Source organism: Methylophilus glucosoxydans (assembly GCF_042676145.1).
Classification (GTDB): domain Bacteria; phylum Pseudomonadota; class Gammaproteobacteria; order Burkholderiales; family Methylophilaceae; genus Methylophilus; species Methylophilus glucosoxydans.
Window position 1 is genome coordinate 1023637 of the sequence record NZ_JBHTJW010000002.1, and the last position, 24148, is coordinate 1047784.

Sequence of the window (24148 nt, forward strand, 5' to 3'; positions counted from 1 at the left end):
AGCAAAATAATGGCATTAATCGTACAAAAATATGGTGGCACCTCAGTCGCCAATCCCGAGCGTATCCGCAATGTGGCGCGTCGTGTGGCACGTTACAAGGCCATGGGCCATCAAGTGGTGGTCGTGGTGTCAGCCATGTCAGGTGAAACCAATCGCCTGATTTCACTGGCCAAGGAAATCATGCCGGATCCAGATCCGCGTGAGCTGGATGTGATGGTGTCTACCGGTGAGCAGGTCACCATAGGTATGACCGCTCTGGCACTGATGGAGCTTGGCATCAAGGCCAAGAGCTATACCGGCACCCAGGTGAAAATCCTCACGGATGATGCGTTTACCAAAGCGCGTATTCTGGACATTGACCAGCATAACCTGAAACAAGACCTCGATGACGGCTATGTCTGTGTGGTCGCCGGTTTTCAGGGCGTGGATGCCCATGGCAATATCACCACGCTGGGCCGTGGCGGCTCCGATACGACAGGTGTAGCGTTGGCAGCAGCGCTCAAGGCCGATGAATGCCAGATTTATACCGATGTGGATGGTGTGTATACCACTGACCCGCGTGTGGTGCCAGAAGCGCGCCGGCTGGAAAAAATCACCTTTGAAGAAATGCTCGAACTGGCCTCGCAAGGCTCCAAAGTACTGCAAATCCGCTCGGTTGAGTTTGCTGGCAAATACAAGGTTAAGTTACGTGTGCTCTCCAGCTTTGAAGAAGAGGGTGACGGCACGCTGATTACATTCGAAGAAAATGAGGAAAACATGGAAGATCCAATTATCTCCGGCATCGCTTTTAACCGCGATGAGGCGAAAATTACCGTAGCAGGCGTGCCTGACAAGCCAGGGATTGCTTATCAGATTCTTGGTCCTGTCGCCGATGCCAACATTGATGTGGATATGATTATCCAGAACGTGGGCGCAGACGGCACGACAGACTTCACGTTTACCGTACACAAAAACGAAATGAACAAGGCGCTGACAATTCTGCGCGATAAGGTTCAAGGCCATATCCAGGCACGTGAAGTGACTGGCGATGACAAGATTGCAAAAGTGTCTGTAGTCGGTGTGGGCATGCGTTCGCATGTGGGTATCGCCAGCCAGATGTTCCGCACATTGGCCGAAGAGGGCATCAATATTCAAATGATCTCTACCAGTGAAATCAAGATCGCAGTGGTGATCGAAGAGAAGTATATGGAACTGGCTGTGCGCGTGTTACATAAGGCGTTTGGCCTGGAAAACGCATAATCGCAAACGCACGAATAAAGAAATAAAACATTCTTCTTTTTTGCGTTGATTTTTGAAGGGTTTTCACGTAGTATGGCGCCCTTCAATGCAGTAGCAATACTGCAAAGAAAACAGCATCAGCTGTGTTGGTATTATTAAGGCGTCATTGTTTTAATAAGGTGAGCTGGCCGAGTGGTCGAAGGCACTTCCCTGCTAAGGAAGCATACGGGCTTAAACCTGTATCGAGGGTTCGAATCCCTCGCTCACCGCCAAATACCTGGGTTTAACGATTCAAGGGTTTGGTAAATTAGGGTGTCATCGTTACTTGGACCCCTCCACAAAGCTGAAACTTATGTTATAATGCTGTTTTTGTTGCAAAGCAACAAACCTTGGCGCCCGTAGCTCAGTTGGATAGAGTATTTGGCTACGAACCAAAGGGTCGGGCGTTCGAATCGCTCCGGGCGCGCCAAAAATAAAAGCCTTGTTTCTTTCCGAGAAACAGGGCTTTTTTCTTTTAGTGATCCCCGTCCAACATTACATTTCTTAAAGCTCATCAGTGCGTTGATACATCGCTGATACGCGCTGAACATAGCGATGATGTTGGCGGTATGATATGCTTCAGCTTTTCATTTAATTGGTGTTTCAGTGTCTCTTCAGGCTTGTTTGGCGCGGATTACAGGCGATATGCAGCAGGTGGATGCCGTTATTCGCCAGTCTTTGTCATCCCAAGTTCCGCTGATTAATCAAATTTCGGAATACATCATTCATAGTGGTGGCAAACGCTTGCGTCCGACATTGGTGTTGATGGCAGCTGATCTGGCCGGGCGTGTAACACCGGACCACCATGCTCTGGCAGCCATTGTCGAATTTATTCATACAGCCACTTTATTGCATGATGATGTGGTTGATGCTTCTGAACTGCGTCGAGGCAAATCTACCGCCAATCATGTGTATGGCAATCCTGCCAGCGTGCTGGTCGGCGATTTTCTGTATTCACGTTCCTTTCAGATGATGGTCAGGCTGCAAAACATGCGTGTGATGGAAATCCTGGCAGATGCCACCAATGTGATTTCCGAAGGCGAAGTGCTACAGTTGCTCAATGTGCGCAATATTGGTGTTAGCGAGCAGGATTACTTGCAGGTCATTCATTTTAAAACCGCCAAGCTGTTTGAAGCGGCGACCCGCCTGGGAGCGGTGCAGTGTCAGGCCAGCGTCGCGCAAGAAGAGGGACTGGCCAAGTATGGCATGCACTTGGGTACGGCCTTTCAGCTCATAGATGATGTGCTGGATTTAACCGGTGACAGCGAAAAAATTGGCAAAACCCTGGGCAATGACCTGGCCGAGGGAAAAGTGACCTTACCAATGTTGTATGCCATCCAGCAAGCGCCAACCGCGCAAGCGGACTTGGTCAAGCAGGCCTTGTTAGAAGGGCAGGTCACCCAGCTAGATGCCGTGCTGGAGATTTTGCATGCCGTGAAGGCATTTGATTATGTACGCGCCGTGGCGCAAAAAGAAGCAGAACAGGCCTGTGAAGCACTGGCCATTTTTGCACTGACGCCCGCCAAACAGGCTTTGCTGGATTTGGCCCAGTTTTCGGTCAACCGGCAACATTAAGGTGTCGCCTGCTTGTACGCAGGCGACAACACCTAAAAGATACCGGCTGAACCAAACACCGGGTTAATTCAGGGCGATAGGCTCGCCACTCATGTGGTAGTAGCTGAGTCGCGCGCAGTCGTTGGTCGCATGGGTCAATGCACCATCAAACAAGGATTTTCCATTGACATCGACGACGGCATAGCCGTTGTGATACAAGGTCACCTCTGCCTGCAGGTCGCTCTCTGCTGACGCCATCGCTTTTTGCAAACGATGATGATTCGAAGAGCGCATCGCAAAGCTTACGCAGTTTTCCTCTTCTTCTTCACTGTAGACTTCCCAGTGTGATTGTCCGGTCAGTTTGGTGAGCCATCCAGGTAAATCGACTTCTACTCGACAAATCACTGGCTCATCCCAGGCAGGATGCTCAACCTCGTTCAACTCAACTTCGGTTGGCGATGTAAATTTGATTTGATCAGACATAGGCAACTTCCTTCTATAGATAACAGATGCCACTTCACACAGACGCAAACCACTAAAGTTGCTGTGTCATGACCATCTTACACATAAATGGTGACTTGCAAACAGTTTTCAAGCCAGAAGAATGCGCTTTTAAAGCAGTTTTGCACTTTGTCAGCCTTGCCTATGGGCATCAACGATGAGATGATGCAGCAACCTTATCTTTGTTATCGGCATCATGCACGAAATCCTTGAACCTGTTTTAAGTCTGCTGCGCACGCAGCCTCATGCCCTGCAAGCCGCCTGTCTGGTCTTTGGTTTGCTGGTTGGCAGCTTTCTCAATGTAGTGATTCATCGGCTGCCCAAAATGATGGAGCGTGAATGGCAGGCCAGTTGCCTGGATTTACAAGGGCAAGAGGTGCCTGATCAACCCAAATACAATCTTGTGGTGCCGCGTTCGGCCTGCCCGCATTGCGGACACCAGATTACGGCACTCGAGAATATTCCTGTGATCAGCTATCTGTTCTTACGCGGACGGTGTAAAGGCTGTCATGCGCCGATTTCAATGCGTTATCCATTGGTTGAATTGCTGACCGGCGGCCTGTCGGTTGCGGTGGCTGTGCAATATGGCTATAGCCATTTGACCTTGTTTGCACTGGCATTTGTATTTGCGCTGGTCGCATTGACCTTTATTGATTTTGATACACAACTGTTGCCTGATGACATTACCTTGCCGCTGTTGTGGCTGGGGCTGTTGCTTAACCTTAAAGATGGGTTTACCGATCTCTCGTCAGCCGTGATCGGTGCCATGGCCGGTTATCTGGTGTTGTGGGCGGTCTACTGGCTGTTTAAACTGGTGACAGGCAAGGAGGGCATGGGGTACGGTGATTTCAAGCTGCTGGCTGCGATCGGTGCCTGGTTCGGCTGGCAACTGCTGCCAGCGGTCATTTTATTGAGCTCGGTGGTTGGCAGTGTGATCGGCATCGGCTTGATTCTGCTCAAAGGCAAAACCCGCCAAACCGCGATTCCTTTTGGTCCCTTTTTAGCCCTGGGCGGCATCGCCGCCCTGTTTTATGGGCAAACTCTGGCCGCTTATTATTTGGTGCCTTAACGGGAGCAGCACATGGCAAAAGTGGTGGCCGTGACCGGCGGTATCGGCAGTGGTAAAAGCGAGGCGTGTGCAGCATTTTCTGCCTTAGGCGTGCCTGTGGTGGATCTGGACCACATTGCGCACGCAATGAGTGAACCCGGTAGTCCGGCCATGCTAGCGGTGCGGGCGGCTTTTGGTGACCACATGTTTGAGGCAGATGGACGTCTCAGCCGGGCAACACTGCGCGCGCACGTGTTTGAGCACCCAGAAGCCCTCGAACAACTGAATCAGATCATGCACCCGGCGATCCGTGCTGAGGCCGTACAGCAAATTGCCCAGTATGCCAGTCATCCGTATGTGATTCTGGCGATCCCATTACTGGTCGAGAGCCGCGAGGATTGGTCCATGATAGATCATGTGCTGGTGATCGATTGCGATGAGGAGACGCAATTGCAGCGGGTCATGCAACGCAGTCAGCTCTCTGCCGAAATGGCACAAGCCATCATGGCGTCGCAAAGTCCGCGAGAGGCGCGGCTGGCGATTGCGGATACCGTGATAGAAAACCAGCTGACACTCGCCGATTTACAGCAAAAAGTGCTGCAATTTCACAAAAATTTCTCTAAAACTTGCCTCTGAGTTAAAAGGGTTTCATAATCAAACTTTTATTGCATACTTTTCAAGTATCAGCTGACAGAAAAGGCTGCCGTGTCGAGCTACGAATTTCCATTTAACGAGCGCATCAGAACCTATCTTCGTCTTGAAGACCTGTTCAACAAGATGCTGCATCACATTGCCATTGGTCACGAGGTCAGTCATCATGTGGCGCTGATTTCCATGCTGCAAGTGTTGGATGTCATTGATCGTGGTGATCTCAAGGTCGATTTGCTGCAAGAGCTGGACCGTCATAAAGTCCAGCTTTCCCTGCTGCAACATAATCCCAATATCGACCAAGAGGCGCTCGAAAGCACCGTAAACAATCTGGACCGTTGCGCCACCACCCTGCGAGCCGATCATCAAAAGCTCGGCCAAACCTTGCGCGACAATGACTGGCTCATGAGCGTCAAGCAGCGGACCAGTATTCCAGGCGGGGTCTGCGAGTTTGACTTGCCCTCATACCGCCACTGGCTCTACCTGAGTGTAGAGCGCCGCAAACAAGATTTTACGCAGTGGTTATCCCGCTTGATGCCGATGTACGAAGCCATCAGCCTGATTATGCAGTTGTTGCGTGGCAGTGGCCAGGTGTTATCCCTGGTTGCCCACCATGGCGCCTATCAGCAACAGCTTTCCGGACACAAACCTGCCCAGTTATTGCGCATTGAAATTGACCATGAAGAATGCTTCCCGGAAGTCAGTGCCAACAAATATGCGATCAACATCCGCTTTCAAAAGCTGGACTTTGTGCAACGCCCCAAAGGCTGTGAACAGGATATCCCATTCAAGATGATCGTCTGCAACTTTACCGGAGCCAGTCACAATTGACGCAAGCAGTAGTCAAACCGCGCAAGGTGGCCTGTCCCGCCTGCGGAGAAACCACCGAGTATTCCCCTAAAAATCCATTCCGGCCTTTTTGTAGCGAACGCTGCAAACTGATGGACCTGGGCGACTGGGCTTCGGAAAAGTTTCGCATCCCCGATAGCACGCCGCCAGACTTATACGAGCCAGAATAATCTGAGACTGGATTTAAGTATGCAAACAAAATACCTCTGCCTGAAACTGCTCGCGAGCTTGTGCCTGTTAGCCTCCACGGCCTTTGCACATGCAGAAGTCAAACTCACCGATGCCTGGGTACGTGCCTCCAATCCAGGCCAGTCCGTCGGAGCCGCCTACCTCACGCTCACCAGCCCGCAAGACGTCACTCTGGTTTATATTGAAACCGAGCGTGCAGAGAGCGTAGAAATGCACAGCATGACCATGCAAAACGGTGTCATGAAAATGCGCAGTATGGAAGCGTTGCCTGTCCCTGCGGGCAAGCCCGTCAAGCTGGCGCCAGGTGGATTGCATTTGATGCTGTTTGAATTGCCCACGCCATTTAAAGCTGGCGAGCAGGTGAAATTCAGACTGTGCTTTAAAGATAAGCAGGGAAAAATCACTGATCAATTTATTACCATGCCGGTCAAGGCCGTCCCATAATCACTTTCTTGTCGATCATTGAACTACCCGCAACAGTCAGCATCTGCTGGCTGTTTTGTTTTATACGATAGGAAGATGGGCGCGCGCAAATTGCAAATATCTCGGCAGAGCAGTGCCAGATTTAGTTTGAAAACGTCCGCAAAAACAACGCCTCCACCTCAGCCCTTGCCCAAGGCGTTCTGCGCAAAAACTTCAAGCTAGACTTGATGGAAGGGTCATTTTTAAAACAGTTGATATTAACCCTTGTCGCCAGCGCCTCCCAGCCGTAATGCGCCACTAATTGCTCAACCACTTCTGCAAGCGTGATGCCGTGCAATGGATTGTTCGGTTGTTCTGTGTTCATTTGATAAAAGCCATATCAAGGTCATTCGATAGTTCGATGGTAGCACTTTATATGTTTAAAGCCTCAATATCCTTATTTTGAATGCAATGGTTGCATCACAGCTTAACTGCCAGCGTTGATAAGCAGCGGGTTGGACTCGCACCGGGCGTACCTGATTAATTCTAGGGGGAGCAAGATCATCCCGACTAACGAGTGAGGCCTCGACGCGCGTCTTTCATCAGGGTCCGGACCAATCATGCCCAATATGACCGGTTGTCGTACCGCAGTCCTTCACCTTCTCGCTTAACACTGGCTACAGCAAAGGATACTTATGCGCTGAAAAACTTAAAACACACAAAAACATTGCAGATAGCTATTGCTTAAAATGGGGAAGCCCTTGTAGTTTGAATTAAGGGGCGCCGTTGGGCGTCCCGCTTGAATGATGGGTTACGGTTGGATTGCTTTTTATCCCCAGAAGCCAAAATACAAATGAACCAATTAGCCCAGAAGCTAAACCAAAAATGCCATAGCTAAATGGAGAGGCCTCAGTTTCAACTTGTTGAAATGGAAAGAATATTAGCGTCCAAAAGAAAGCAGCCAAAAAAATACCCAACAGTAGAAACGACCATACAGATAGCCATTGTTTACGACGCATGACATATAAAATTGGAAAAGACAAAACTATGACAACGGGGTAAACAATAACTGCACTTAGTAAAGTCAGTGGCCCAACACCCCATGAGTAAATGATGTTGACGAAAATATCACCAAAAAAAAGACCGATGATGGGTGCATATACAACTGCAGCTATTATTCTTCCCATATAACCCTAACGCCCAGGTTAACCGGCAAAAATGCGGAGCATTTTTGTCCGCGTTGAACCTACAGTTATGGTGGGGTGCGGAGTAGAGGGTGTTGAGAACACGGTCGCCGGCCAGTTGGGCGAAATGCATTTCGTTGGAGTGTTTGACTTCGGCATACACGAGCGGAAATTTACGCGACTTCTTCGGCGCAGTTCTTCTTGATGTACTCAGCGATTTCATTGGTGAAGTGAAACCACTCATTCTCGACCTTGAGGTGAGAAAAGCGGGAGTGAATTTCCCTTTCCATCGCTTGATTGCCTGGCATCTTCGCATGGATGCGCAGCGTTACAGGTGAGCCCGTTGTTAGTTGCTTGAGCCGACTTTCTGGTGAGGCTGAATAGCCGATCTTCACGCGAGTGAGGCCAACTGCTTCAATGAAGTAAACATAGGCTTTTCCCGTGGATAGACGCTCAAAAAAGGCGGAACCGTTGATGCGCTTGAATCCAAGTTCTACGGCCTTGTTAAGGACGTAGCTGTTGGCTATTTCGTTACCCCACTCGGGGAACCGCGCTACTTCCTCTTCGTCGCAGATGAGTACGGAGTGCTTATCTATGGTTTGTGCTTGGGCTCTGCTGGCAACGGCGCCTACATATCCTTCACCTGTGTGGATGTAGTAAACGCAGCCACTTCCTGCGGACGCTGTGTTTCGAGCCTTCTTTGTACGAGATGCTTTGCTCATGGTTTTAAAAGCCTAACGAATGAAAGGGACTTCCCCGTCCCGAGGTTGCGGCGGAAGCCGCAAGCAGTTAAAACTGCAATGATTTAGTTTCCACACTTCATCACGCCATTGATAGGGGAAGTCCATGAATATTGTCACACTCGGTATTGATTTAGCCAAGAATATATTCGCTTTGCACGGCGTTGACAACCAAGGTCATGCGGTTTTAATTAAGCCACGCGTGGCAAAAGATCAACTGCTCTCCATTGTCGCCAACTTACCGCCTTGCCTCATTGGTATGGAGGCCTGCACCGGCGCACACCACTGGGCAAGAGTGTTTAGTCAGCATGGGCATACCGTGCGACTCATGGCGCCCAAATTTGTTGCGCCTTATCGCATGTCTGGCAAGCGCGGTAAAAACGATGCTGCAGATGCCGCCGCCATTTGTGAGGCCGTTACCAGACCCAATATGCGCTTTGTGCCAGTCAAAGATACTCATCAGCAAGCACTATTGTCCATCCATAGAACCCGTCAGGGATTTGTGGAGGAGCGTACCGCCTGTTACAACCGTTTACGAGGCCTGATTGCCGAGTTTGGTGTTGTGCTGCCGCAGAAGGTAGAGCGATTGCGCCGGGAGATTGATTTGCATCTTGATACCTTGCCTGACCTGGCTAGATGCTGTGTGCTGGATTTGCTGACACATGCGGATGCGTTCGATGAACGGATTACCGCCTATGACGCCTTGATTCAGCGTGCCGCAAAACAGGATGATCGCAGCCTGCGTTTGATGCAGATTCCAGGTATTGGGTACATCACCGCCAGTGCTTTGGTAGCGAGTCTGGGCAATGGGCATGACTTTGAGAGTGGCCGACAGTTAGCTGCTTGGGTGGGGTTGGTGCCGGGCCAATACAGCAGTGGAGGCAAACCCCGGCTAGGCCGGATTACCAAAGCGGGGGATGCCTATCTGCGCAGCTTGCTGGTGATGGGCGCACGGGCGGTGATGGTGAGTGTGGGGGATAAACAGGACAGGTTCAGCTGTTGGGTGCGCAGCCTGGTGGAACGTAGAGGTTACTGGAAAGCGGCGATTGCCATTGCAGCCAAAAACCTGAGACTGGTTTGGGCTGCGCTTAAATATGGGGATGACTTTAAACTCTATTCAAAGGCTGTTTAAGGCAAAACAGAATGACGTTTAAAAACAGATTGAATAACGATTGAACATTGAATCACAGCTGAACTGCCAGCGTTGATGTGTAGCGGGTTGGACCCGCGCCGGGTGTGCCTGTTTAATTCTAGGGGAGCGTATATTCCCGACTAACGAATGAGGCCCCGGCGCGCGTCTTTCATCAGGGTCCGGGCCAATCATGCCCAATATGACTGGTTGTAGTACCGCAGTCCTTCACCTTCTCGCTTAACACTGGCTACAGCAAAAGGATATTTATGCGCTGAAAAATCAAATACACAAAAATATTGCAGATAACTATTGCTTAAAATGTGGAAGCCCTTGTAGTTTGAATTAAGGGGCTGGCTTTAGCCAGTCCCGCTTGAATGATGGGTTAGCCAAGTGATTTATCAAGGTTGCCCCTTTCTCAACTCTTGATCATGAGCCCATGCATAGGCTGTACCTATTAAGAATAAAAAACCTAGAGCACAAATTAGCATCACAAACCAAAAAGCACCGGGTTCACGTTCAATAGAAAATACTCCTGATCCACTTTTACTCGCCAACCCAACAACACCTGTAAAAACACCACTGAAAAAATTGAAAGTAAGAAATATTGAAACCAACAAACTATTTACTGATTTCAGGGCAAAAAAACTAAAAAGTTTTCTGAAAAAAGTACGTACTCGATATTTGAAAGGTATGAGTTTTGTCATATGGCTAACGTTTGAGATAACCGGCATGACCCGGCTTGCCGGGGCATGTCCGGTTGATTGAAGGGTTAGACACCTCTTTGGGCCAAGAGATCGACATACGCCCCTTCAATGAGTTGCGACGGTTCCACGCCAAGCTGTACCATGAGTGCATGGGCTTCCTTGACACCTTGCTCGGCTGATTCTCCTTCTTGAAGCACGACTTCCAGCTCCAAGAAGTGACCCAAATCTTTGACTTGATCAAGGTGAATGCGAGTGCGGCCAGCGAGAAAGAGGGTGCGGAGCTTCTGGACTCGCCCTACTTGCCCGTATGCCTGCGTGAGTGCTTCTCGCAGAATGTGTGGAGAAGAAGTTGGAGACCGAACGTAGTACGACTCCTTCGGGCCTTGCTGGTTGGAGCGACGATAGAAGATGAGTTCACCTTCTGATTCAGAGAACGTGCGTAGCTTCATTCGTCCGTTTTCGCAGGAGAAGAAGGTGTCGTCTTGGGTGATCTCGATCGGGCCTTCATCGGAGATGGAAGCCGCCTTCGGCAAGAGTGCTTGGACGCTCTCGATGTGAGCCTTGATTTCGATATTGCGCGGCATGAGGCGTCTAACGTAATGTAGACACCGAAATCGGTGTATAACTTAATATTAACATTTGTTTACTTTTGTTGATTATTCAAATAAATTATTGTTTATCTTAGTTTTTTCTTGGTCAATTTACATGACTGGTTCACATCTGCAACAGAAAACACACCCGCCAAAGTTACTAGCGTTAATGCGTGAAAAGATACGTATTAATCATTACAGTATTCGTACGGAAACGCAATATTTACAATGGGCAAAGCGGTACATTTTGTTTCATCACAAGCGGCATCCAAAAGAGATGGGTGGCAAAGAAGTTGAAGCTTTTTTATCTTATTTGGCGGTTGAGGGGAATGTTTCTGCCAGTACACAAAATCAGGCGTTGTCTGCTTTGTTATTTCTTTAATCGGGTTGTGCTGGAGCAGGAGTTACCATGGATGGAGGATGTGATTCGGGTTAAGAAGCCGAAGAAACTGCCTGTTGTGCTTTCCAAGCAAGAGGTGGTTTTGTTACTGGAGGCGATGCCGGAGGGGATTTATCGCTTAGTGGTACGTTTGTTGTATGGCACGGGCCTGAGGATTATGGAGTGCTGTCGATTACGGGTACAGGATATCGATTTTGACCGGGGTGAGATTTTGGTCAGAAATGGCAAGGGCGCAAAAGACAGGGTTACGATATTCGCACGGTACAAGAATTGCTCGGCCACAGCGATGTGGCCACGACCATGATCTATACCCATGTGTTGAATAAGGGCGGGCGCGGGGTGATGAGTCCGCTGGATGCGATGTCACATTGAAGTCCTTATTGTTGCTCCCAGATCGCACGTTGCATGGCAATGCCGCGCGCGCCACAGGATTGCGCATGCGATACATGTTCAAAATGCATCCCACCCAGTGCATACACTGGAATCTCAAGCCCGCTTAACATTTCACCAAATTGCTCCCAGCCTAGTCCAGTTGCTTCAGGGTGACTTTTTGTCGGTAGCACAGGGGAGAGCATTGCAAAGTCTAGTTGTAATGATTGTGCTTGCGCTAACTCTACGCGGTTATGGCAAGAGGCACCTACTAACAAGTTATCCGGTTTTTGTGTGAGCGCCATCAGGCGCTGGCTATTTAAATGCACGCCGTGGTAGCCGAGTTGTAATGCTTGTTCGGGGCTGCCATTGAGCAGGCAGCGGCAGTCATAAGGCGCACATGGCTGTAATACTTCCTCGCTCAATTTGGCGAGGGCTGCGTCATCAAGCTGCGATTCGCGGATTTGCAGCAATTGCAGGCCATGGTCGAGCTGCTGCTTTAACGCTTGCAAGAATGCATGTTCACCCATTTCCTGGATATTGCTGATGGCATACACAGGCGGCAGGCTGAGGGCTTGCATGATCGGTGCATTGGCAGGCAGCACGGGGCTGACGTTGAGTGTGCGTGGGTGCTGCCAGGCAAACTGTTGGCCTTCGCGCGCTTGTAATTCGCCTTGCCAGGCATGCACAAAGAAAAAGTGCAGCAACACGGTTTTGGCTTCGGCGTCATGCGTGGCCGGGTAGTCGTAGCGGCGTTTGATCCAGGGTTGAATCTGGGTGGGGGTAATGCCGAGTTCCTCTTGCGATTCTCGGATCAAGGCATTTTCTGGTGTTTCGCCAGATTCGATTTTGCCGCCTGGGAATTCCCACCAGCCAGCCCAGCCTTTGCCGTTGGGACGGCTGGCGAGCAGGTATTCGCAATTGGGGCGGATCAGAATAGCGACGGCGACTTGGACGAGTTTTGTCATGGCTCAGGATTTCAGTTGCAGTTGGCCGGCATAGTCTTTGGCAAACTGGTAGGCGACACGGCCGCTGCGGGCGCCACGCGTATGGTAAAACTGCAGGGCGGCATGACGGGCTGTCTCATCCATCGTGATGCCAAAAGTCTGCAGCCAGTGGGCGGCAATATTGAGATATTCGTCCTGGTCAAAACTGTAAAACGAGAGCCATAAACCAAAGCGCTCTGCCAGCGAGGTTTTTTCGTCTATGGTGTCGTTCTGGCGGATTTCGCCGCTATCTACAATCGGTTGATTGTCAGACATATATTCCGGCATCAGGTTTTTGCGGTTAGATGTAGCGTAGACCAGCAGGTTGGACGAGGCGTTTTCAATCGAGCCATCGAGGATGACTTTAAGGGCTTTATAGCCGATGTCGTTGGCTTCAAAGGTGAGGTCATCACAAAAAATAATAAACTTTTCCGGGCGGTTGCGTATCAATTGAGTGATTTGCGGCAAGTCTGTGAGGTCTTGTTTTTCGACTTCTATCAGACGCAAGCCCTCACTGGCGTAAGCGTTGAGCACGGCCTTTACTAGCGAGGATTTACCGGTGCCGCGTGCGCCTGTCAGCAACACGTGGTTGGCGGGCAGGCCTTGAAGAAACTGGCGCGTATTGCGCACCACCTCATTTTTTTGCCGGTCTATAAAGCGGATATCGTCGAGCAGAATCTGGTGTGGATGCCCGACGGCCTGCAACTGGCCTTGTCCGTTGTGCTTGACCCAGCGCCAGGCCACGGCTTGCCAGTTTGGCTCAGCAGGTGGGGTGGGCAACAGGTGCTCAAGTCTTGTAATCAGTTGGTCGGCGCGCTGTATCAGCTGTTCGATGGCATTCATGGCGAGGCTGCAAGTGTGAAACGAGGGGGTATTGTACACAAAGCGGCCGGGGCTAGCGAAACTTGCAAAGTCTCGCTAAACCAGGGTTGGAATAAGCCATAATACCGTTTTAATAATTGTGGTACCCAGCACTGGATGTCGTGCATTTGATAAAGATACAGAATGATGAACAATCGCAAGATTATTTTGGCCTCGCGTAGCCCACGCCGCGTCGAGTTACTGGCGCAATTGGGCATAAGCTGCGACATCATGCCCGCGGATATTGATGAGTCATGTTGGCCGGGTGAAGATCCTGCCCGTTATGTGCAACGCCTGGCGCTAGCCAAGGCACAAGCGATCCATGCAGAGCATGGTCAGCGCGGATTGCCGATTCTGGCGGCAGATACCACGGTCGCGCTAGGCAACGAGATATTGGGCAAGCCGGCGGATGCGGCGGAAGCACTGGCCATGCTGACGCGGCTAAGTGGCAGCTTGCATGAGGTGCACACGGCGGTGGCGGTGATGCACGAGGGTAAAGCGCAGTGCTTGTTGAGTACCACGCGGGTGCATATGATGCCTGTGCCATTGGCGGTGCTACAAGACTATGTGGCTTCGGGGGAGCCCATGGACAAGGCCGGGGCGTATGGCATTCAGGGCCGTGCCGGGGCCTGGATTGCGCGCATTGAGGGCAGTTATAGCGGGGTGATGGGTTTGCCGCTGCATGAAACGGCGCAGCTGCTGAACGCATGGTAAACTGCTATCAAAAAAACAGATTCGGGATTGGATAAGCACTATGTCGTTGGCACAGGAAGTATTGATTAACGTCACGCCGCAGGAAACGCGCGTGGCAATTCTGGAGCAGGGCATCGTCCAGGAGTTGCACATTGAACGCGCCTCTTCGCTGGGGATTGTCGGTAATATTTATCGTGGCACTGTTGTGCGCGTGTTGCCTGGCATGCAATCTGCCTTTGTCGAGATCGGCCTGCCGCGTGCGGCCTTTTTGCATGCGGCCGATATCATGGAATGTCATACCGAGGAGGGCGCGGTAAAGACTGACCGCCCGATTCAGGAGGTATTGCATGAAGGCCAGTCGATTATCGTCCAGGTGATTAAAGAGGCGATAGGCACCAAAGGCGCACGCCTGACCACTGAAATCAGCATTGCCGGCCGTTTTTTGGTCTATCTGCCTTACCAGAAGCATATCGGCGTATCGCAGCGCATTGATCACGAAGAAGAACGCGAGTTTTTGCGTAATCGTTTGCTCGGCTTGTTGCCTGAAGCACGCGAAGGTGGCTATATCATCCGCACCATGTCAGAAAATGCCACCGATCAGGAATTGTTGGCCGACATCGAGTATTTGCGCAAAGTGTGGCAAAAAATCCAGACCGAGAGCACCAAGGTCGGTGAACGCTCGCTGATTTTTTATGACCTGAGTTTGCCGCGACGCATTTTGCGTGATGTGGTGTGTACCGAAACCACAAGCATCCGTGTCGATTCGCGCGAGATGTTTGAGCGGCTAAAAGAGTTTGCCGAACTCTACGTCTCGCATGCGGTAAAACCGCTGACGCACTACAAAGGCGAACGCTCGCTGTTTGAGTTTTACGATATTGAAAACGAAATCGAAAAGGCGTTGGCGCGCAAGGTGGAGCTCAAATCAGGCGGTTACCTGATTTTTGACCAGACTGAGGCACTGACCACGGTGGATGTGAACACCGGCAGTTTTGTCAGTGGTAAAAACCTGTCTGATACCATTTTCAAAACCAATCTGGAGGCGGCGCAAGCGATTGCCCGTCAGCTACGCCTGCGTAACCTGGGCGGCATCATTATCATCGACTTTATTGATATGGATGAAGATGCGCAGCGTGCGGCGGTGCTCGAAGAACTGCGCAGTGCTGTGACGCTGGACCGTGCGCGGATTAATGTGAACGGGTTTTCTGCCCTCGGGCTGGTGGAGCTCACGCGCAAACGCACGCGCGAAAGTCTGGCCCATTTACTGTGTGAATCGTGTCAGGTTTGCCAGGGACGTGGTGAGCTCAAGACCGCCCAGACCATTTGCTATGAAATCATGCGTGAGTTATTGCGTGAGTCCAAGCAGTTTAAAAATGCCAAAGAGTTCAAGATTCTGGCCTCGCCCGAGGTGATCAATATGCTGGGCGATGAGGAGTCACAAAGCCTGGCCAATTTATCAGACTTTATCAAACGGCCGGTGTCGCTGCACCCGGATACGCAATACGGCCGCGAAGAGTTTGATATCGTTTGGGTCTAGAAAATTGTTGTTCTGGAGAGGACGGCCAGAGGTAAGGCCGTCCGCGAGATGCGCAGCACTGCGTATGCGTGTTACAGCATGCCGCCCGCCAACCCTGGCAGCACGATACGGCTGATCATTTGCAACAACAGCAAGGCAACCAGCGCGGAAAAATCGAATCCCTGAATCGAAGGCAAGACATTACGCAACGGATTGAGGATAGGCGCTGATAACTGGTTCAGCACGCCATAAATCGGGCTGTATGGATTGATCCAGCTTAAAATGGCCATGAGCAAAATGGCGTAAAAAAACACATCCAGCATTTGCCCCAGGACGGCGACAAAGGCCTGCCAGAACCAAAACACCGGGGACACTGGGGCGGCTACAAGCAAGGTCAGCAAGGCGAACAGAATTACTTGTACCAGCCAGGCCAGCAACAGGGTTGATAAATCCAGCTGTCGGGCAGGGGGAATCAGTTTGCGGGCAGGCTTGACCATAAAGTCAGTCAGCGCCATGGCCATTTGCCCCAGCGGATTCTGGAACGAGGTCCTTGTCCACTGCATTAAAAAACGCAATACCAGTAAAAAAGTCAGAATACCAAATACTGCATTCAGTAAAAAAGTTGTCATGTTTTGCAACATTATTGTGCTCCCAATTGATCGCCGAGTTCCTTGGCGCGGCGTGCTGCTTGTGCCGCGGCATGTTGCATCATGCCATGAATATCGTGCTCGCGCATACTGAGCAGGCCTTGTTCGGTAGTGCCGCCCTTGGAGGTCACTTGCTCACGCAGCGTCGCCACTGGGGTAGGGCTCGAGGCTGCGAGCAAGCTGGCGCCTTTGAATGTGGCCAGGCTGAGTTGTTGTGACTGGGCTTCGCTGAGTCCTAAAGCGACCCCTGCCGCGGTGAGTGCTTCTATCATCAAAAAGACATAAGCCGGGCCACTGCCTGAAATCGCGGTCACCGCATCCAGCTGGTCTTCAGCTTCTAGCCAAACCACTTCACCCGCCGCTTGCAACAACTGGTCGGCAACGTCACGCTGGCCCGCTGAGACGGCTGGCAGGGCATAAGCGCCAGTAATGCCCGCCTGAATTTGCGCAGGCGTATTGGGCATGGTGCGAATCAGCGTCTGGTAGCCGCCTAACCAGCGGCACAAGTCGCCAGTGCGGATGCCGGCGGCAACTGAGATCACCAATTGTGATTGTAAGTAGGGAGCCAGCGAGTGTGCCACCGCCTGCAATTGCTGTGGTTTGACCGCCAGCACCACAACCTCAGCCGCCAGCGAGGGTGCCGACAGCGCCTCGCTGGTTTGCACGCCTAATTTGGCTTGTAGCGCGGCATGTTTGCTGGTGTCCGGGTCAATCACGGTAATGTGCGACATGGCAAAGCCTCGTTGTTGCAGGCCTATCATCAGGGCTTGTGCCATATTGCCGCCGCCAATAAAGGCGATGCGGGTGGCTGACAGTGATTGCATGGTATTCAAGTTCCTTCTTTAACTGAGTCGTTATCGGGTTTGCGCGGGCGGGCGCCAAAAATGGCTGTGCCGATGCGCACCAGCGTCGCGCCTTCGGCAATGGCTGCGGCAAAGTCACCGCTCATGCCAATGGAGAGGGTATCCAGCTGCAAGCCATGCGCATTCAGGTGATCAAACAGGGCCCGTACCTGCCGAAATTGGTCACGTTGCTGGTCGAAATCTTCCACGGGGGCCGGAATCGCCATCAGGCCGCGCAAATGCAAGCGCGGTAACTGCCTGATATTTAAAGCCAGATCCAGCACCTCTTGAGCGCTGGCACCACTTTTGCTTGATTCCTGGCTAATATTGACTTGCAGGCAAATATTCAAAGGCGCCATGTCTGCAGGGCGCGCGTCAGACAAGCGTTGTGCAATTTTAAGGCGGTCCACCGAATGCACCCAATCGAAATGACAGGCAATTGGCTGTGTTTTGTTGCTTTGAATCGGGCCAATAAAATGCCATGCTATCGCACAGTCCTGCAGTTGCTGTTGTTTGGCGAGCGCTTCTTGCAGGTAGTTTTCACCAAACACCGTTTGACCGGCCTGATAGGCCTCCCTGAGAGCTGAGGCCGGTTGTGCTTTACTCACCGCACATAAAGTGACCGTTTGTGTGGCCAGGTAGCTTGCACGTGCCTGGGCCAGTTGTTGGCGGATGAGTGCCAGATTGTCAGCGATATCAGTCATGGGAAGCAACACGGTGCCGGGTAGCGGTAAAAATAACATTATATAAATAATCACTGGAGTGGATTGTGGATATTTCAGATTTATTAGCGTTTTCAGTTAAAAACAAAGCCTCAGACTTGCATTTGTCAGCCGGGTTGCCACCGATGATACGCGTGCATGGCGATGTGCGTAAAATCAACTTACCCGCCATGGATCATGCTGAAGTACATAGCATGCTGTACGACATCATGAATGACAGCCAGCGCAAAGTGTATGAAGAAAAGCTGGAATGCGATTTTTCATTCGAGATCCCTGACCTGGCGCGTTTCCGGGTCAATGCATTTAACCACCAGCGCGGCGCCGGTGCGGTATTCCGTACCATTCCGAGCAAGGTGTTGACGCTGGAAGAGCTTAACGCCCCACGCGTGTTCAAGGACCTGGCCGATACGCCGCGTGGCATTGTGCTGGTGACCGGGCCGACCGGTTCCGGTAAATCGACCACACTGGCGGCGATGATTGATTACATTAATGAATCCCAGATGTCGCATATCCTGACCGTGGAAGACCCGATCGAATTTGTGCATACCTCGAAAAAGTCATTGATTAACCAGCGTGAAGTCGGGCCGCATACCATGTCGTTTGAAAATGCGCTGCGTTCAGCCTTGCGTGAAGACCCGGATGTGATTCTGGTGGGTGAAATGCGTGACCTGGAAACCATCCGCCTGGCGCTGACGGCGGCCGAAACCGGTCACCTGGTATTTGGGACCCTGCATACCAGCTCTGCGGCCAAGACCATAGACCGGGTGGTCGATGTGTTCCCGGCGGCAGAAAAAGAAATGGTGCGCTCCATGCTCTCAGAGTCTTTACGCGCTGTGATCTCGCAAACCCTGTGTAAAACCAAAGACGAGCAGGGCCGGGTGGCTGCCCATGAAATCATGATCGGAACCCCCGCCATCCGTAACCTGATTCGCGAAAACAAGATCGCGCAGATGTATTCGGCAATTCAGACGGGCCAAAGTGTGGGCATGCAAACGCTGGACCAGAATCTGCAAGATCTGGTGCGACGCAACGTCATCAGCGCCGATGAGGCGCGTACCAAAGCGGCTAACCGTGATGGCATTATCGGATAAATATTAAAGATGGATAGCAGCATGCAGACCGGTGCCGATCACGCGCAAACCGAGAAATTTATTAATGACCTGTTGAAGCTCATGGTCACGCGTAAAGCCTCGGATTTGTTTATTACCGCAGGCTTTCCGCCGGCCATGAAGATTGATGGCAAGCTCACACCGATTACCTCACAAACTTTGAGTACCCAGCAAACGGCCGAAATTGCGCGTACTGTCATGAATGACAAGCAAGCGCAAGAGTTTAAAGAAACCATGGAGTGCAATTTTGCGATCAGCATGCCATCGGTGGGCCGTTTCCGCGTCAATGCCTTTGTGCAGCGCAGTGCCGTAGGTTTGGTGATTCGGGTGATCAATACCAATATCCCCAAATTTGATGATTTGAACTTGCCGCCCGTACTCAAGGATGTGGTGATGGCAAAGCGCGGCCTGATTATTTTTGTTGGCGGCACGGGATCAGGTAAGTCGACCTCAATGGCCGCCATGCTGGGGCACCGCAATGAAAGCAGTTATGGCCACATTATCACCATTGAAGACCCGGTAGAGTTTGTGCATAGCCACCGCAACTGCATTGTCACCCAGCGCGAAGTGGGCGTGGATACGGACAACTGGCATGCCGCGCTCAAGAACACGCTACGCCAGGCGCCGGATGTGATCATGATCGGCGAAATCCGCGACCGTGAAACCATGGATTACGCGATTGCCTTTTCTGAAACCGGCCACTTGTGTCTGGCCACCTTGCACGCCAACAGCACCAACCAGGCGCTGGACCGCATTATCAACTTTTTTCCCGAAGAACGCCGGCAGCAATTGCTGATGGACTTGTCACTCAACCTGCGCTGTATTGCCTCACAACGGTTGATTCCTAAAGTGGATGGTTCTGGCCGGGTGGCTGCAGTGGAAGTGTTACTGCATTCCCCCCTGCTTTCAGACCTGATTTACAAAGGCGATGTCCATGGCATTAAAGAAGTCATGGCCAAATCCCGTGAGTTAGGGATGCAAACCTTTGACCAGGCTTTGTTTGACCTGTTTGAAACCGGTCAGATCAGTTACGAAGACGCCTTGCGCAACGCCGACTCGGTCAATGACCTGCGCCTCAAATTTAAACTCAACAGCAAAGTTGCCAACCCGGAAAATCAGGAACGCAGCAAGATTTCGGATCTGGATATTTTGTAGGCACTCACGCTTTCTACAAATGCGCCCAAGTGCATTACCGCTGCGTTGCATGGCATGCTAGTGGTTTAAATAATCTATCTTGGCCGCTGGTAGCGTTAATAATAATTTAATGAGCTGCGACTGATTACTCGTGTTGGTTTTTTTATAAATGCCGTGCAGATTTTTTCTAATGGTGTCGTGCTTGATGCCTAACTTGAACGCGATCTCTTTTTGCGACAGGCCTTCAGAGAGATAGCTGGTTATCTGTTGTTCTGTCCGTGTTAGCTCATACTTTTCCGTCAGGATCCCACTATGCTGGATAGAGGAGGAGAGGGGCGGATGTTGAACTTTAAACATAAACCCTTGCAATCCTAACGGTTGCTGATGCTCGTCTCGAATGACGTGTACAACATCCCTGATCCACAGGTAGTGTCCATCAGCAGTGAGTGCTCTGTAGGTCGCTTCATGATCCAATCCCGCCAGGATTTGAGACACACAAAAATCCGTAATTAACTGCCGGTCATCCGGGTGGATTTTTTTTACCCAATCCTCCACCGTTTGCCAATCTTCTCGAGCCCATCCCAATAATGGTTCAATTTGGGGTCCAATGTAAACAAAACGTTGGGATGCCCAGTCAATTTTCCACGGAATGGCCAAGGTGGTTTCTAGTAGTGACTTATATAAGTCATCATCATTTGCCATGTTTGATATCACATTTACTGATCTGTGAATCATCATATAACGGTCAAGTTATGACATCAAAGTGTAAATCGTCAGTCGGCTAAAAAATAAAAAAAATCCACATTTGTGTAGTATTTTAAAAAAAAGCACTCATGTAAGATTTTTTAATTCGCTTTAATCTTTTGAAATCCTGACCCTAATGTTGAATACATCAAGCGCAATCGAAGAGCTGGTTGATCTGATTTATGAAACTTTGGAGCGCCCTGCGCTATGGGACGCTGTATTTGATCGTATATCGAACTGTTTTGGCTTGAATGTCATTGCGAGTTCTTCAATACTTTCCACCATCGGGAATGATATGACCTCGTCTGAACGCTTTTCGCTAAGCAGTCATCAACCTTTGTTCAATATAGAGGGAAGCAGTTCCAGCGATCACGCTCTCCTACAAAATCTAGATGCGCATATCCGTCGCGTTGTTTATTTAAAGCAATTAATCACTAAACGCAAACAGCAAGCAGAAACGAGTGTCCGTATGCTTGATCTAGTCAGGCCTTGTGTGGTGATGTTGCGGGAGGAGGGTGAAATTGTACATATCAATCCTGCTGCACGCGGGCTGCTTAGAGCCAACAATTTACTGTCGATACGCGCGAACCGTATTTGGTCACCCAATCCAAAAAAATACCAGCAACTCAAATCGACAATCAACAGAATGATTGCGTTAAAAGATGCCACTCACTCAGGGAAAACTGATAGCCATCTGGTCATCCGTCATCATAAAGATGCACTTTATATGTATCTCTCTATCATTTCAAATCAGTCCAATACGGTGCCATCAATCCAGAAATTACTGGAAGCCCAAGCCATTGTGATGATGCAGATTACAGACCTCAATCAAGGGCTTTCAAGCCATGCCAAGGAGCAATTGTTGTCTGCTTACCAGTTGAGCAAGGCGGAGCTGAATATTGCAGGATTGGTCGCAGAGGGGCTGCAAGTAAATGAAATCGCGGACCTGTTGCAATTGAGTGCCAATACCATCCGCGCCCAACTCAAAGCTATTTATAAAAAAACCAACACCAGCAGGCAAGCCGAGTTAATGCAATTGCTGTTGCGCTTTGATTAATCCGTTTTGTATATCCTTATGAAAGTAATTTATGCAAACAACCACAGATGCGCATTATCTCGAACTTGTAGGCGAGATTTATGACGCTGCTTTGAATCCTGAAAAATGGCCTGATATTCTGCAAAAAGTTGGTCAGTTCACGCAATCAAGTAAAGTCGTCTTATTTACGAATCTACATCTGCCTTCGCAAGGTGGATTTTATTTTACCTGGGGTATCCCGCAAGCAGTGACGCAGCAATATGTAGATCACTACCAGCCCTATGATGTCTGGACACAAGTGGGTATACAAAAAGGCATTTTTTGTGAAGGCGTTGTCACCCTCGGGACTGAGTTGGTGCCGCATCAACAGTTTCTGGAGTCAAAAATCTGGCGAGAGCTGTTGGTGCAGGCAGATATGGCAAGGCTATGCACAGGCATAGTATTTGGCATGGATAATCAATATGCAATGCCGGTAGGGGTATCATTATTTCGTGGAGTAGATGAACCACCCTTTGATGAACAAGACCGGCAAAAGCTACAGCGCTTGCTCAGGCATTTTTCGCGAGCACTGGGGGTGATGTTCCAATTGCGGGATGCAGATCTTCAAATCGCAGCCTCACGCACCGCGCTGGATGGTCTGCGGAGTGGCGTGTTATTACTCAATGCACAGGCTGAAATTCTTTTAGCTAATCGGACTGCACAGCGTATTTTGCAAAGTCAGGACGGACTGACCGCCAGCGAAAATAATACGCTCATCACCCAATGTGCAGAGACTCAATTTGCGCTTCAACAGATTCTGCAAACCTGTCTTCAACATGACCTGATGGAGGTCCCGCATTTTTCGCAATCTATCGCCATTGACAGGCCTTCTGGCAAAGCTGCCTACAAGTTGTTCTTTTCCAGGCTACCTGAGCACAATGACTTTGTTGCACAGCCTAGTTCTGCACATGCCATGCTGTTTATCACCGATACCGAGCAGCCACTTAAAGTTTCTGCCGAGTTATTGAAAACCACCTATGGTCTGACAGAGGCCGAAGTCAAACTTGCCCAGCAATGCCTCGTCAACGACAGCATGCCCGCCATCACCACTGCACTCAACCTCAGCGAAAACACCATCAAAACCCAGCTCGCCAGCATCTACCAAAAATGCGGCATCCACCATCGGGCAGAGCTGATGAAGGTTCTCATGGCATTAGCCACGGACTAGTTCCAATCATGCCCCATCCCTGCTTTAAGCGATGGGGCATTTCATCAAGCTCACATACTGCAGTTCCCCCCATTACTCAGGCGCAAGATAGTAAGAGCCATCTTTGTCTATTTCGTTACCACGCACATTATTTTTATCCAATAAGTTGGTTTTTAACCCATTTGGGTGATGTGTGATGTTTTAACCCTCACTACCATAGCTCACATAACACGCGACCAGTCACTGCTGCCGTGAAAACTAAATAAAAACGACTGGCGCCCGCTTTACAGGCTTCTTATCCTAAGGGTACACACCATGCAATTGATTACAACAACCAAACCGCTACTTGCGGGCGTGATGTTGCTGGTCGCCACACATGCACACGCCACGCTCACTAACTATACCGCCAGTGGTCAAGAGGTCGTCTACAGCTCGGTGAGTAATGTCACTTGGACCAAAGATGCAAATTTATTAGGCAGTATGTTCGCCAGCCAAGGCTTTAATGCAGTGGTGAACGCCATTATTGCTGCTAATCCGACCATCAATACACCACATTATGCTAACCCCAGCGGCATCTATACTCTTAGCGATAATGACTTTGTTGACAATGGCAGGGTTACTTGGTTTGGTGCTCTGGCATTTGTAAATTACCTCAACAAAATAAGCTATGCAGGTAACAATCAATGGCGTTTACCATCGGTCATCGTTGAGACTGAAGGTGTAATCCGTGGAAATAATATTGCATTCGGCAATGAGTATTTTGAACTTTTTTATGAAGAGTTAAATGGTGCCACTGGCAATAATATTCCAGACTCCGTGTTTTTTGACAATGAGCAAATGCGAGGTTACTGGACAGGAAAAGAGCATAACTTAAATCCAAACACTGCGTGGATGTTTTATTCACAGTTGGGTGAGCAGAATAACCGTGGTAAACAGCTCCAAGGTTTTGTGTGGGCAATAACTCAAGGACAAATCACGTCAGTGCCTGAGCCTGATTCGTTGGCAATGCTGTTGTTGGGTTTAGGTGTGATGGGTAACGTCGTGCGCCGCCGTCGCGGTTGATATCTTGGTTGTTTGAGTCATTAGATATTGATAGGTGGGGACACTC

At 50.2% G+C, this 24148-nt stretch carries 27 protein-coding genes, 2 tRNA genes and 1 pseudogene; 18 read left to right on the forward strand and 12 right to left on the reverse strand.

Translation table 11 applies throughout. The features are described 5' to 3' along the window. The first annotated feature begins 9 nt into the window (after positions 1–9). From ACFQ1T_RS07525 to ACFQ1T_RS07540, 4 genes are all read left to right on the forward strand, one after another. On the forward strand, positions 10–1239 hold the full coding sequence (locus ACFQ1T_RS07525) for an aspartate kinase (RefSeq protein WP_194748263.1): 1230 nt from the start codon (positions 10–12) through the stop codon (positions 1237–1239). A gap of 157 nt (positions 1240–1396) precedes the next feature. After that, positions 1397–1490 (forward strand) — tRNA-Ser (locus ACFQ1T_RS07530). Positions 1491–1610: 120 nt separating this feature from the next. Then, positions 1611–1687, forward strand: a tRNA-Arg gene (locus ACFQ1T_RS07535). Positions 1688–1902: 215 nt separating this feature from the next. Beyond that, on the forward strand, positions 1903–2832 hold the full coding sequence (locus ACFQ1T_RS07540; protein ID WP_379076890.1) for a polyprenyl synthetase family protein: 930 nt from the start codon (positions 1903–1905) through the stop codon (positions 2830–2832). A gap of 63 nt (positions 2833–2895) precedes the next feature. Here the strand turns inward: ACFQ1T_RS07540 and ACFQ1T_RS07545 are convergent, their stop codons facing one another. After that, complete coding sequence (locus tag ACFQ1T_RS07545) at positions 2896–3294, reverse strand: hypothetical protein (protein WP_194748262.1); 399 nt, start codon at positions 3292–3294, stop codon at positions 2896–2898. A 214-nt stretch (positions 3295–3508) separates the two neighbouring features. Here ACFQ1T_RS07545 and ACFQ1T_RS07550 point away from each other — a divergent pair, with 214 nt between their 5' ends. The 5 genes from ACFQ1T_RS07550 (at position 3509) to ACFQ1T_RS07570 (ending at position 6490) form a co-directional block, all read left to right on the forward strand. Beyond that, positions 3509–4381 (forward strand): prepilin peptidase, encoded by an 873-nt coding sequence (locus ACFQ1T_RS07550; RefSeq protein ID WP_379075353.1) that lies wholly within the window; start codon positions 3509–3511, stop codon positions 4379–4381. Positions 4382–4393: 12 nt separating this feature from the next. Beyond that, positions 4394–4996 (forward strand): dephospho-CoA kinase, encoded by a 603-nt coding sequence (gene coaE, locus ACFQ1T_RS07555; RefSeq protein WP_379075356.1) that lies wholly within the window; start codon positions 4394–4396, stop codon positions 4994–4996. 69 nt (positions 4997–5065) lie between these two features. Continuing rightward, complete coding sequence (zapD, locus tag ACFQ1T_RS07560) at positions 5066–5839, forward strand: cell division protein ZapD (RefSeq protein WP_275355925.1); 774 nt, start codon at positions 5066–5068, stop codon at positions 5837–5839. Next, on the forward strand, positions 5836–6027 hold the full coding sequence (locus ACFQ1T_RS07565; RefSeq protein WP_194748258.1) for a DNA gyrase inhibitor YacG: 192 nt from the start codon (positions 5836–5838) through the stop codon (positions 6025–6027). The genes zapD and ACFQ1T_RS07565 overlap by 4 nt, the downstream gene beginning before the upstream one ends. Before the next feature lie 19 nt (positions 6028–6046). After that, the gene (locus ACFQ1T_RS07570; RefSeq protein ID WP_313986456.1) at positions 6047–6490 is read left to right on the forward strand and encodes a copper chaperone PCu(A)C; all 444 of its coding nucleotides are present in this window, start codon (positions 6047–6049) and stop codon (positions 6488–6490) included. A gap of 121 nt (positions 6491–6611) precedes the next feature. Here the strand turns inward: ACFQ1T_RS07570 and ACFQ1T_RS07575 are convergent, their stop codons facing one another. The 3 genes from ACFQ1T_RS07575 to ACFQ1T_RS07585 all read right to left on the reverse strand — a co-directional run bounded on the left by ACFQ1T_RS07575 (position 6612) and on the right by ACFQ1T_RS07585 (position 8354). Next, on the reverse strand, positions 6612–6833 hold the full coding sequence (locus ACFQ1T_RS07575; protein WP_379075361.1) for a VF530 family protein: 222 nt from the start codon (positions 6831–6833) through the stop codon (positions 6612–6614). 388 nt (positions 6834–7221) lie between these two features. Then, positions 7222–7635, reverse strand: a complete 414-nt coding sequence (locus ACFQ1T_RS07580) for a hypothetical protein (RefSeq protein ID WP_379075363.1) — start codon at positions 7633–7635, stop codon at positions 7222–7224. A 170-nt stretch (positions 7636–7805) separates the two neighbouring features. After that, positions 7806–8354: a GIY-YIG nuclease family protein gene (locus ACFQ1T_RS07585; protein ID WP_379075365.1), complete on the reverse strand. Its 549-nt coding sequence runs from the start codon at positions 8352–8354 to the stop codon at positions 7806–7808. Between the two features lie 124 nt (positions 8355–8478). Here ACFQ1T_RS07585 and ACFQ1T_RS07590 point away from each other — a divergent pair, with 124 nt between their 5' ends. Then, complete coding sequence (locus tag ACFQ1T_RS07590; RefSeq protein ID WP_379075368.1) at positions 8479–9504, forward strand: IS110 family transposase; 1026 nt, start codon at positions 8479–8481, stop codon at positions 9502–9504. Between the two features lie 398 nt (positions 9505–9902). On the opposite strand, the gene ACFQ1T_RS07595 is transcribed toward ACFQ1T_RS07590, so the two are convergent. Beyond that, positions 9903–10208, reverse strand: coding sequence for a hypothetical protein (locus tag ACFQ1T_RS07595; RefSeq protein WP_379075371.1), 306 nt, complete (start codon positions 10206–10208; stop codon positions 9903–9905). Positions 10209–10273: 65 nt separating this feature from the next. After that, the gene (locus ACFQ1T_RS07600; RefSeq protein ID WP_379075374.1) at positions 10274–10792 is read right to left on the reverse strand and encodes a class IV adenylate cyclase; all 519 of its coding nucleotides are present in this window, start codon (positions 10790–10792) and stop codon (positions 10274–10276) included. A gap of 121 nt (positions 10793–10913) precedes the next feature. Between ACFQ1T_RS07600 and ACFQ1T_RS07605 the strand changes: the two are divergent. Further along, positions 10914–11570 (forward strand): annotated as a pseudogene (locus ACFQ1T_RS07605) (phage integrase N-terminal SAM-like domain-containing protein). Between the two features lie 5 nt (positions 11571–11575). Here ACFQ1T_RS07605 and ACFQ1T_RS07610 read toward each other — a convergent pair. Both ACFQ1T_RS07610 and ACFQ1T_RS07615 read right to left on the reverse strand, forming a co-directional pair. Continuing rightward, positions 11576–12535 (reverse strand): Nudix family hydrolase, encoded by a 960-nt coding sequence (locus ACFQ1T_RS07610; RefSeq protein WP_379075377.1) that lies wholly within the window; start codon positions 12533–12535, stop codon positions 11576–11578. Between the two features lie 3 nt (positions 12536–12538). Continuing rightward, positions 12539–13396, reverse strand: a complete 858-nt coding sequence (locus tag ACFQ1T_RS07615) for an ATP-binding protein (protein WP_379075380.1) — start codon at positions 13394–13396, stop codon at positions 12539–12541. A gap of 165 nt (positions 13397–13561) precedes the next feature. Here ACFQ1T_RS07615 and ACFQ1T_RS07620 point away from each other — a divergent pair, with 165 nt between their 5' ends. Together ACFQ1T_RS07620 and rng are read left to right on the forward strand one after the other, a co-directional pair. Then, positions 13562–14128, forward strand: a complete 567-nt coding sequence (locus tag ACFQ1T_RS07620; RefSeq protein WP_194748476.1) for a Maf family protein — start codon at positions 13562–13564, stop codon at positions 14126–14128. A 40-nt stretch (positions 14129–14168) separates the two neighbouring features. Beyond that, positions 14169–15641, forward strand: coding sequence for a ribonuclease G (gene rng, locus ACFQ1T_RS07625; protein WP_228518766.1), 1473 nt, complete (start codon positions 14169–14171; stop codon positions 15639–15641). A gap of 71 nt (positions 15642–15712) precedes the next feature. Here the strand turns inward: rng and ACFQ1T_RS07630 are convergent, their stop codons facing one another. From ACFQ1T_RS07630 to ACFQ1T_RS07640, 3 genes are read right to left on the reverse strand one after another with little or no spacing between them, the layout of a single operon-like run. Beyond that, entirely contained in the window at positions 15713–16249 is a 537-nt protein-coding gene (locus tag ACFQ1T_RS07630) for a YggT family protein (protein WP_338654838.1), read from the reverse strand. Between the two features lie 11 nt (positions 16250–16260). Continuing rightward, the gene (gene proC, locus ACFQ1T_RS07635) at positions 16261–17091 is read right to left on the reverse strand and encodes a pyrroline-5-carboxylate reductase (RefSeq protein ID WP_379075384.1); all 831 of its coding nucleotides are present in this window, start codon (positions 17089–17091) and stop codon (positions 16261–16263) included. A 5-nt stretch (positions 17092–17096) separates the two neighbouring features. After that, on the reverse strand, positions 17097–17813 hold the full coding sequence (locus ACFQ1T_RS07640; protein ID WP_379076895.1) for a YggS family pyridoxal phosphate-dependent enzyme: 717 nt from the start codon (positions 17811–17813) through the stop codon (positions 17097–17099). A 65-nt stretch (positions 17814–17878) separates the two neighbouring features. On the opposite strand from ACFQ1T_RS07640, the gene ACFQ1T_RS07645 reads away from it, so the two are divergent. Both ACFQ1T_RS07645 and ACFQ1T_RS07650 read left to right on the forward strand, forming a co-directional pair. Beyond that, the gene (locus ACFQ1T_RS07645) at positions 17879–18922 is read left to right on the forward strand and encodes a type IV pilus twitching motility protein PilT (protein ID WP_194748247.1); all 1044 of its coding nucleotides are present in this window, start codon (positions 17879–17881) and stop codon (positions 18920–18922) included. Between the two features lie 9 nt (positions 18923–18931). Beyond that, positions 18932–20095, forward strand: coding sequence for a PilT/PilU family type 4a pilus ATPase (locus ACFQ1T_RS07650; protein ID WP_379075387.1), 1164 nt, complete (start codon positions 18932–18934; stop codon positions 20093–20095). 57 nt (positions 20096–20152) lie between these two features. Here ACFQ1T_RS07650 and ACFQ1T_RS07655 read toward each other — a convergent pair whose 3' ends face one another. Then, on the reverse strand, positions 20153–20776 hold the full coding sequence (locus ACFQ1T_RS07655; RefSeq protein ID WP_379075390.1) for a helix-turn-helix transcriptional regulator: 624 nt from the start codon (positions 20774–20776) through the stop codon (positions 20153–20155). A gap of 178 nt (positions 20777–20954) precedes the next feature. Here ACFQ1T_RS07655 and ACFQ1T_RS07660 point away from each other — a divergent pair, with 178 nt between their 5' ends. The 3 genes from ACFQ1T_RS07660 to ACFQ1T_RS07670 all read left to right on the forward strand — a co-directional run bounded on the left by ACFQ1T_RS07660 (position 20955) and on the right by ACFQ1T_RS07670 (position 24102). Beyond that, complete coding sequence (locus ACFQ1T_RS07660; RefSeq protein WP_379075393.1) at positions 20955–21875, forward strand: helix-turn-helix transcriptional regulator; 921 nt, start codon at positions 20955–20957, stop codon at positions 21873–21875. A gap of 31 nt (positions 21876–21906) precedes the next feature. Continuing rightward, a complete protein-coding gene (locus ACFQ1T_RS07665) occupies positions 21907–23061 on the forward strand; it encodes a helix-turn-helix transcriptional regulator (RefSeq protein WP_379075396.1) in 1155 nt (384 codons plus the stop codon). A gap of 294 nt (positions 23062–23355) precedes the next feature. Beyond that, entirely contained in the window at positions 23356–24102 is a 747-nt protein-coding gene (locus ACFQ1T_RS07670) for an Lcl domain-containing protein (protein ID WP_379075399.1), read from the forward strand. Positions 24103–24148 lie beyond the last annotated feature (46 nt).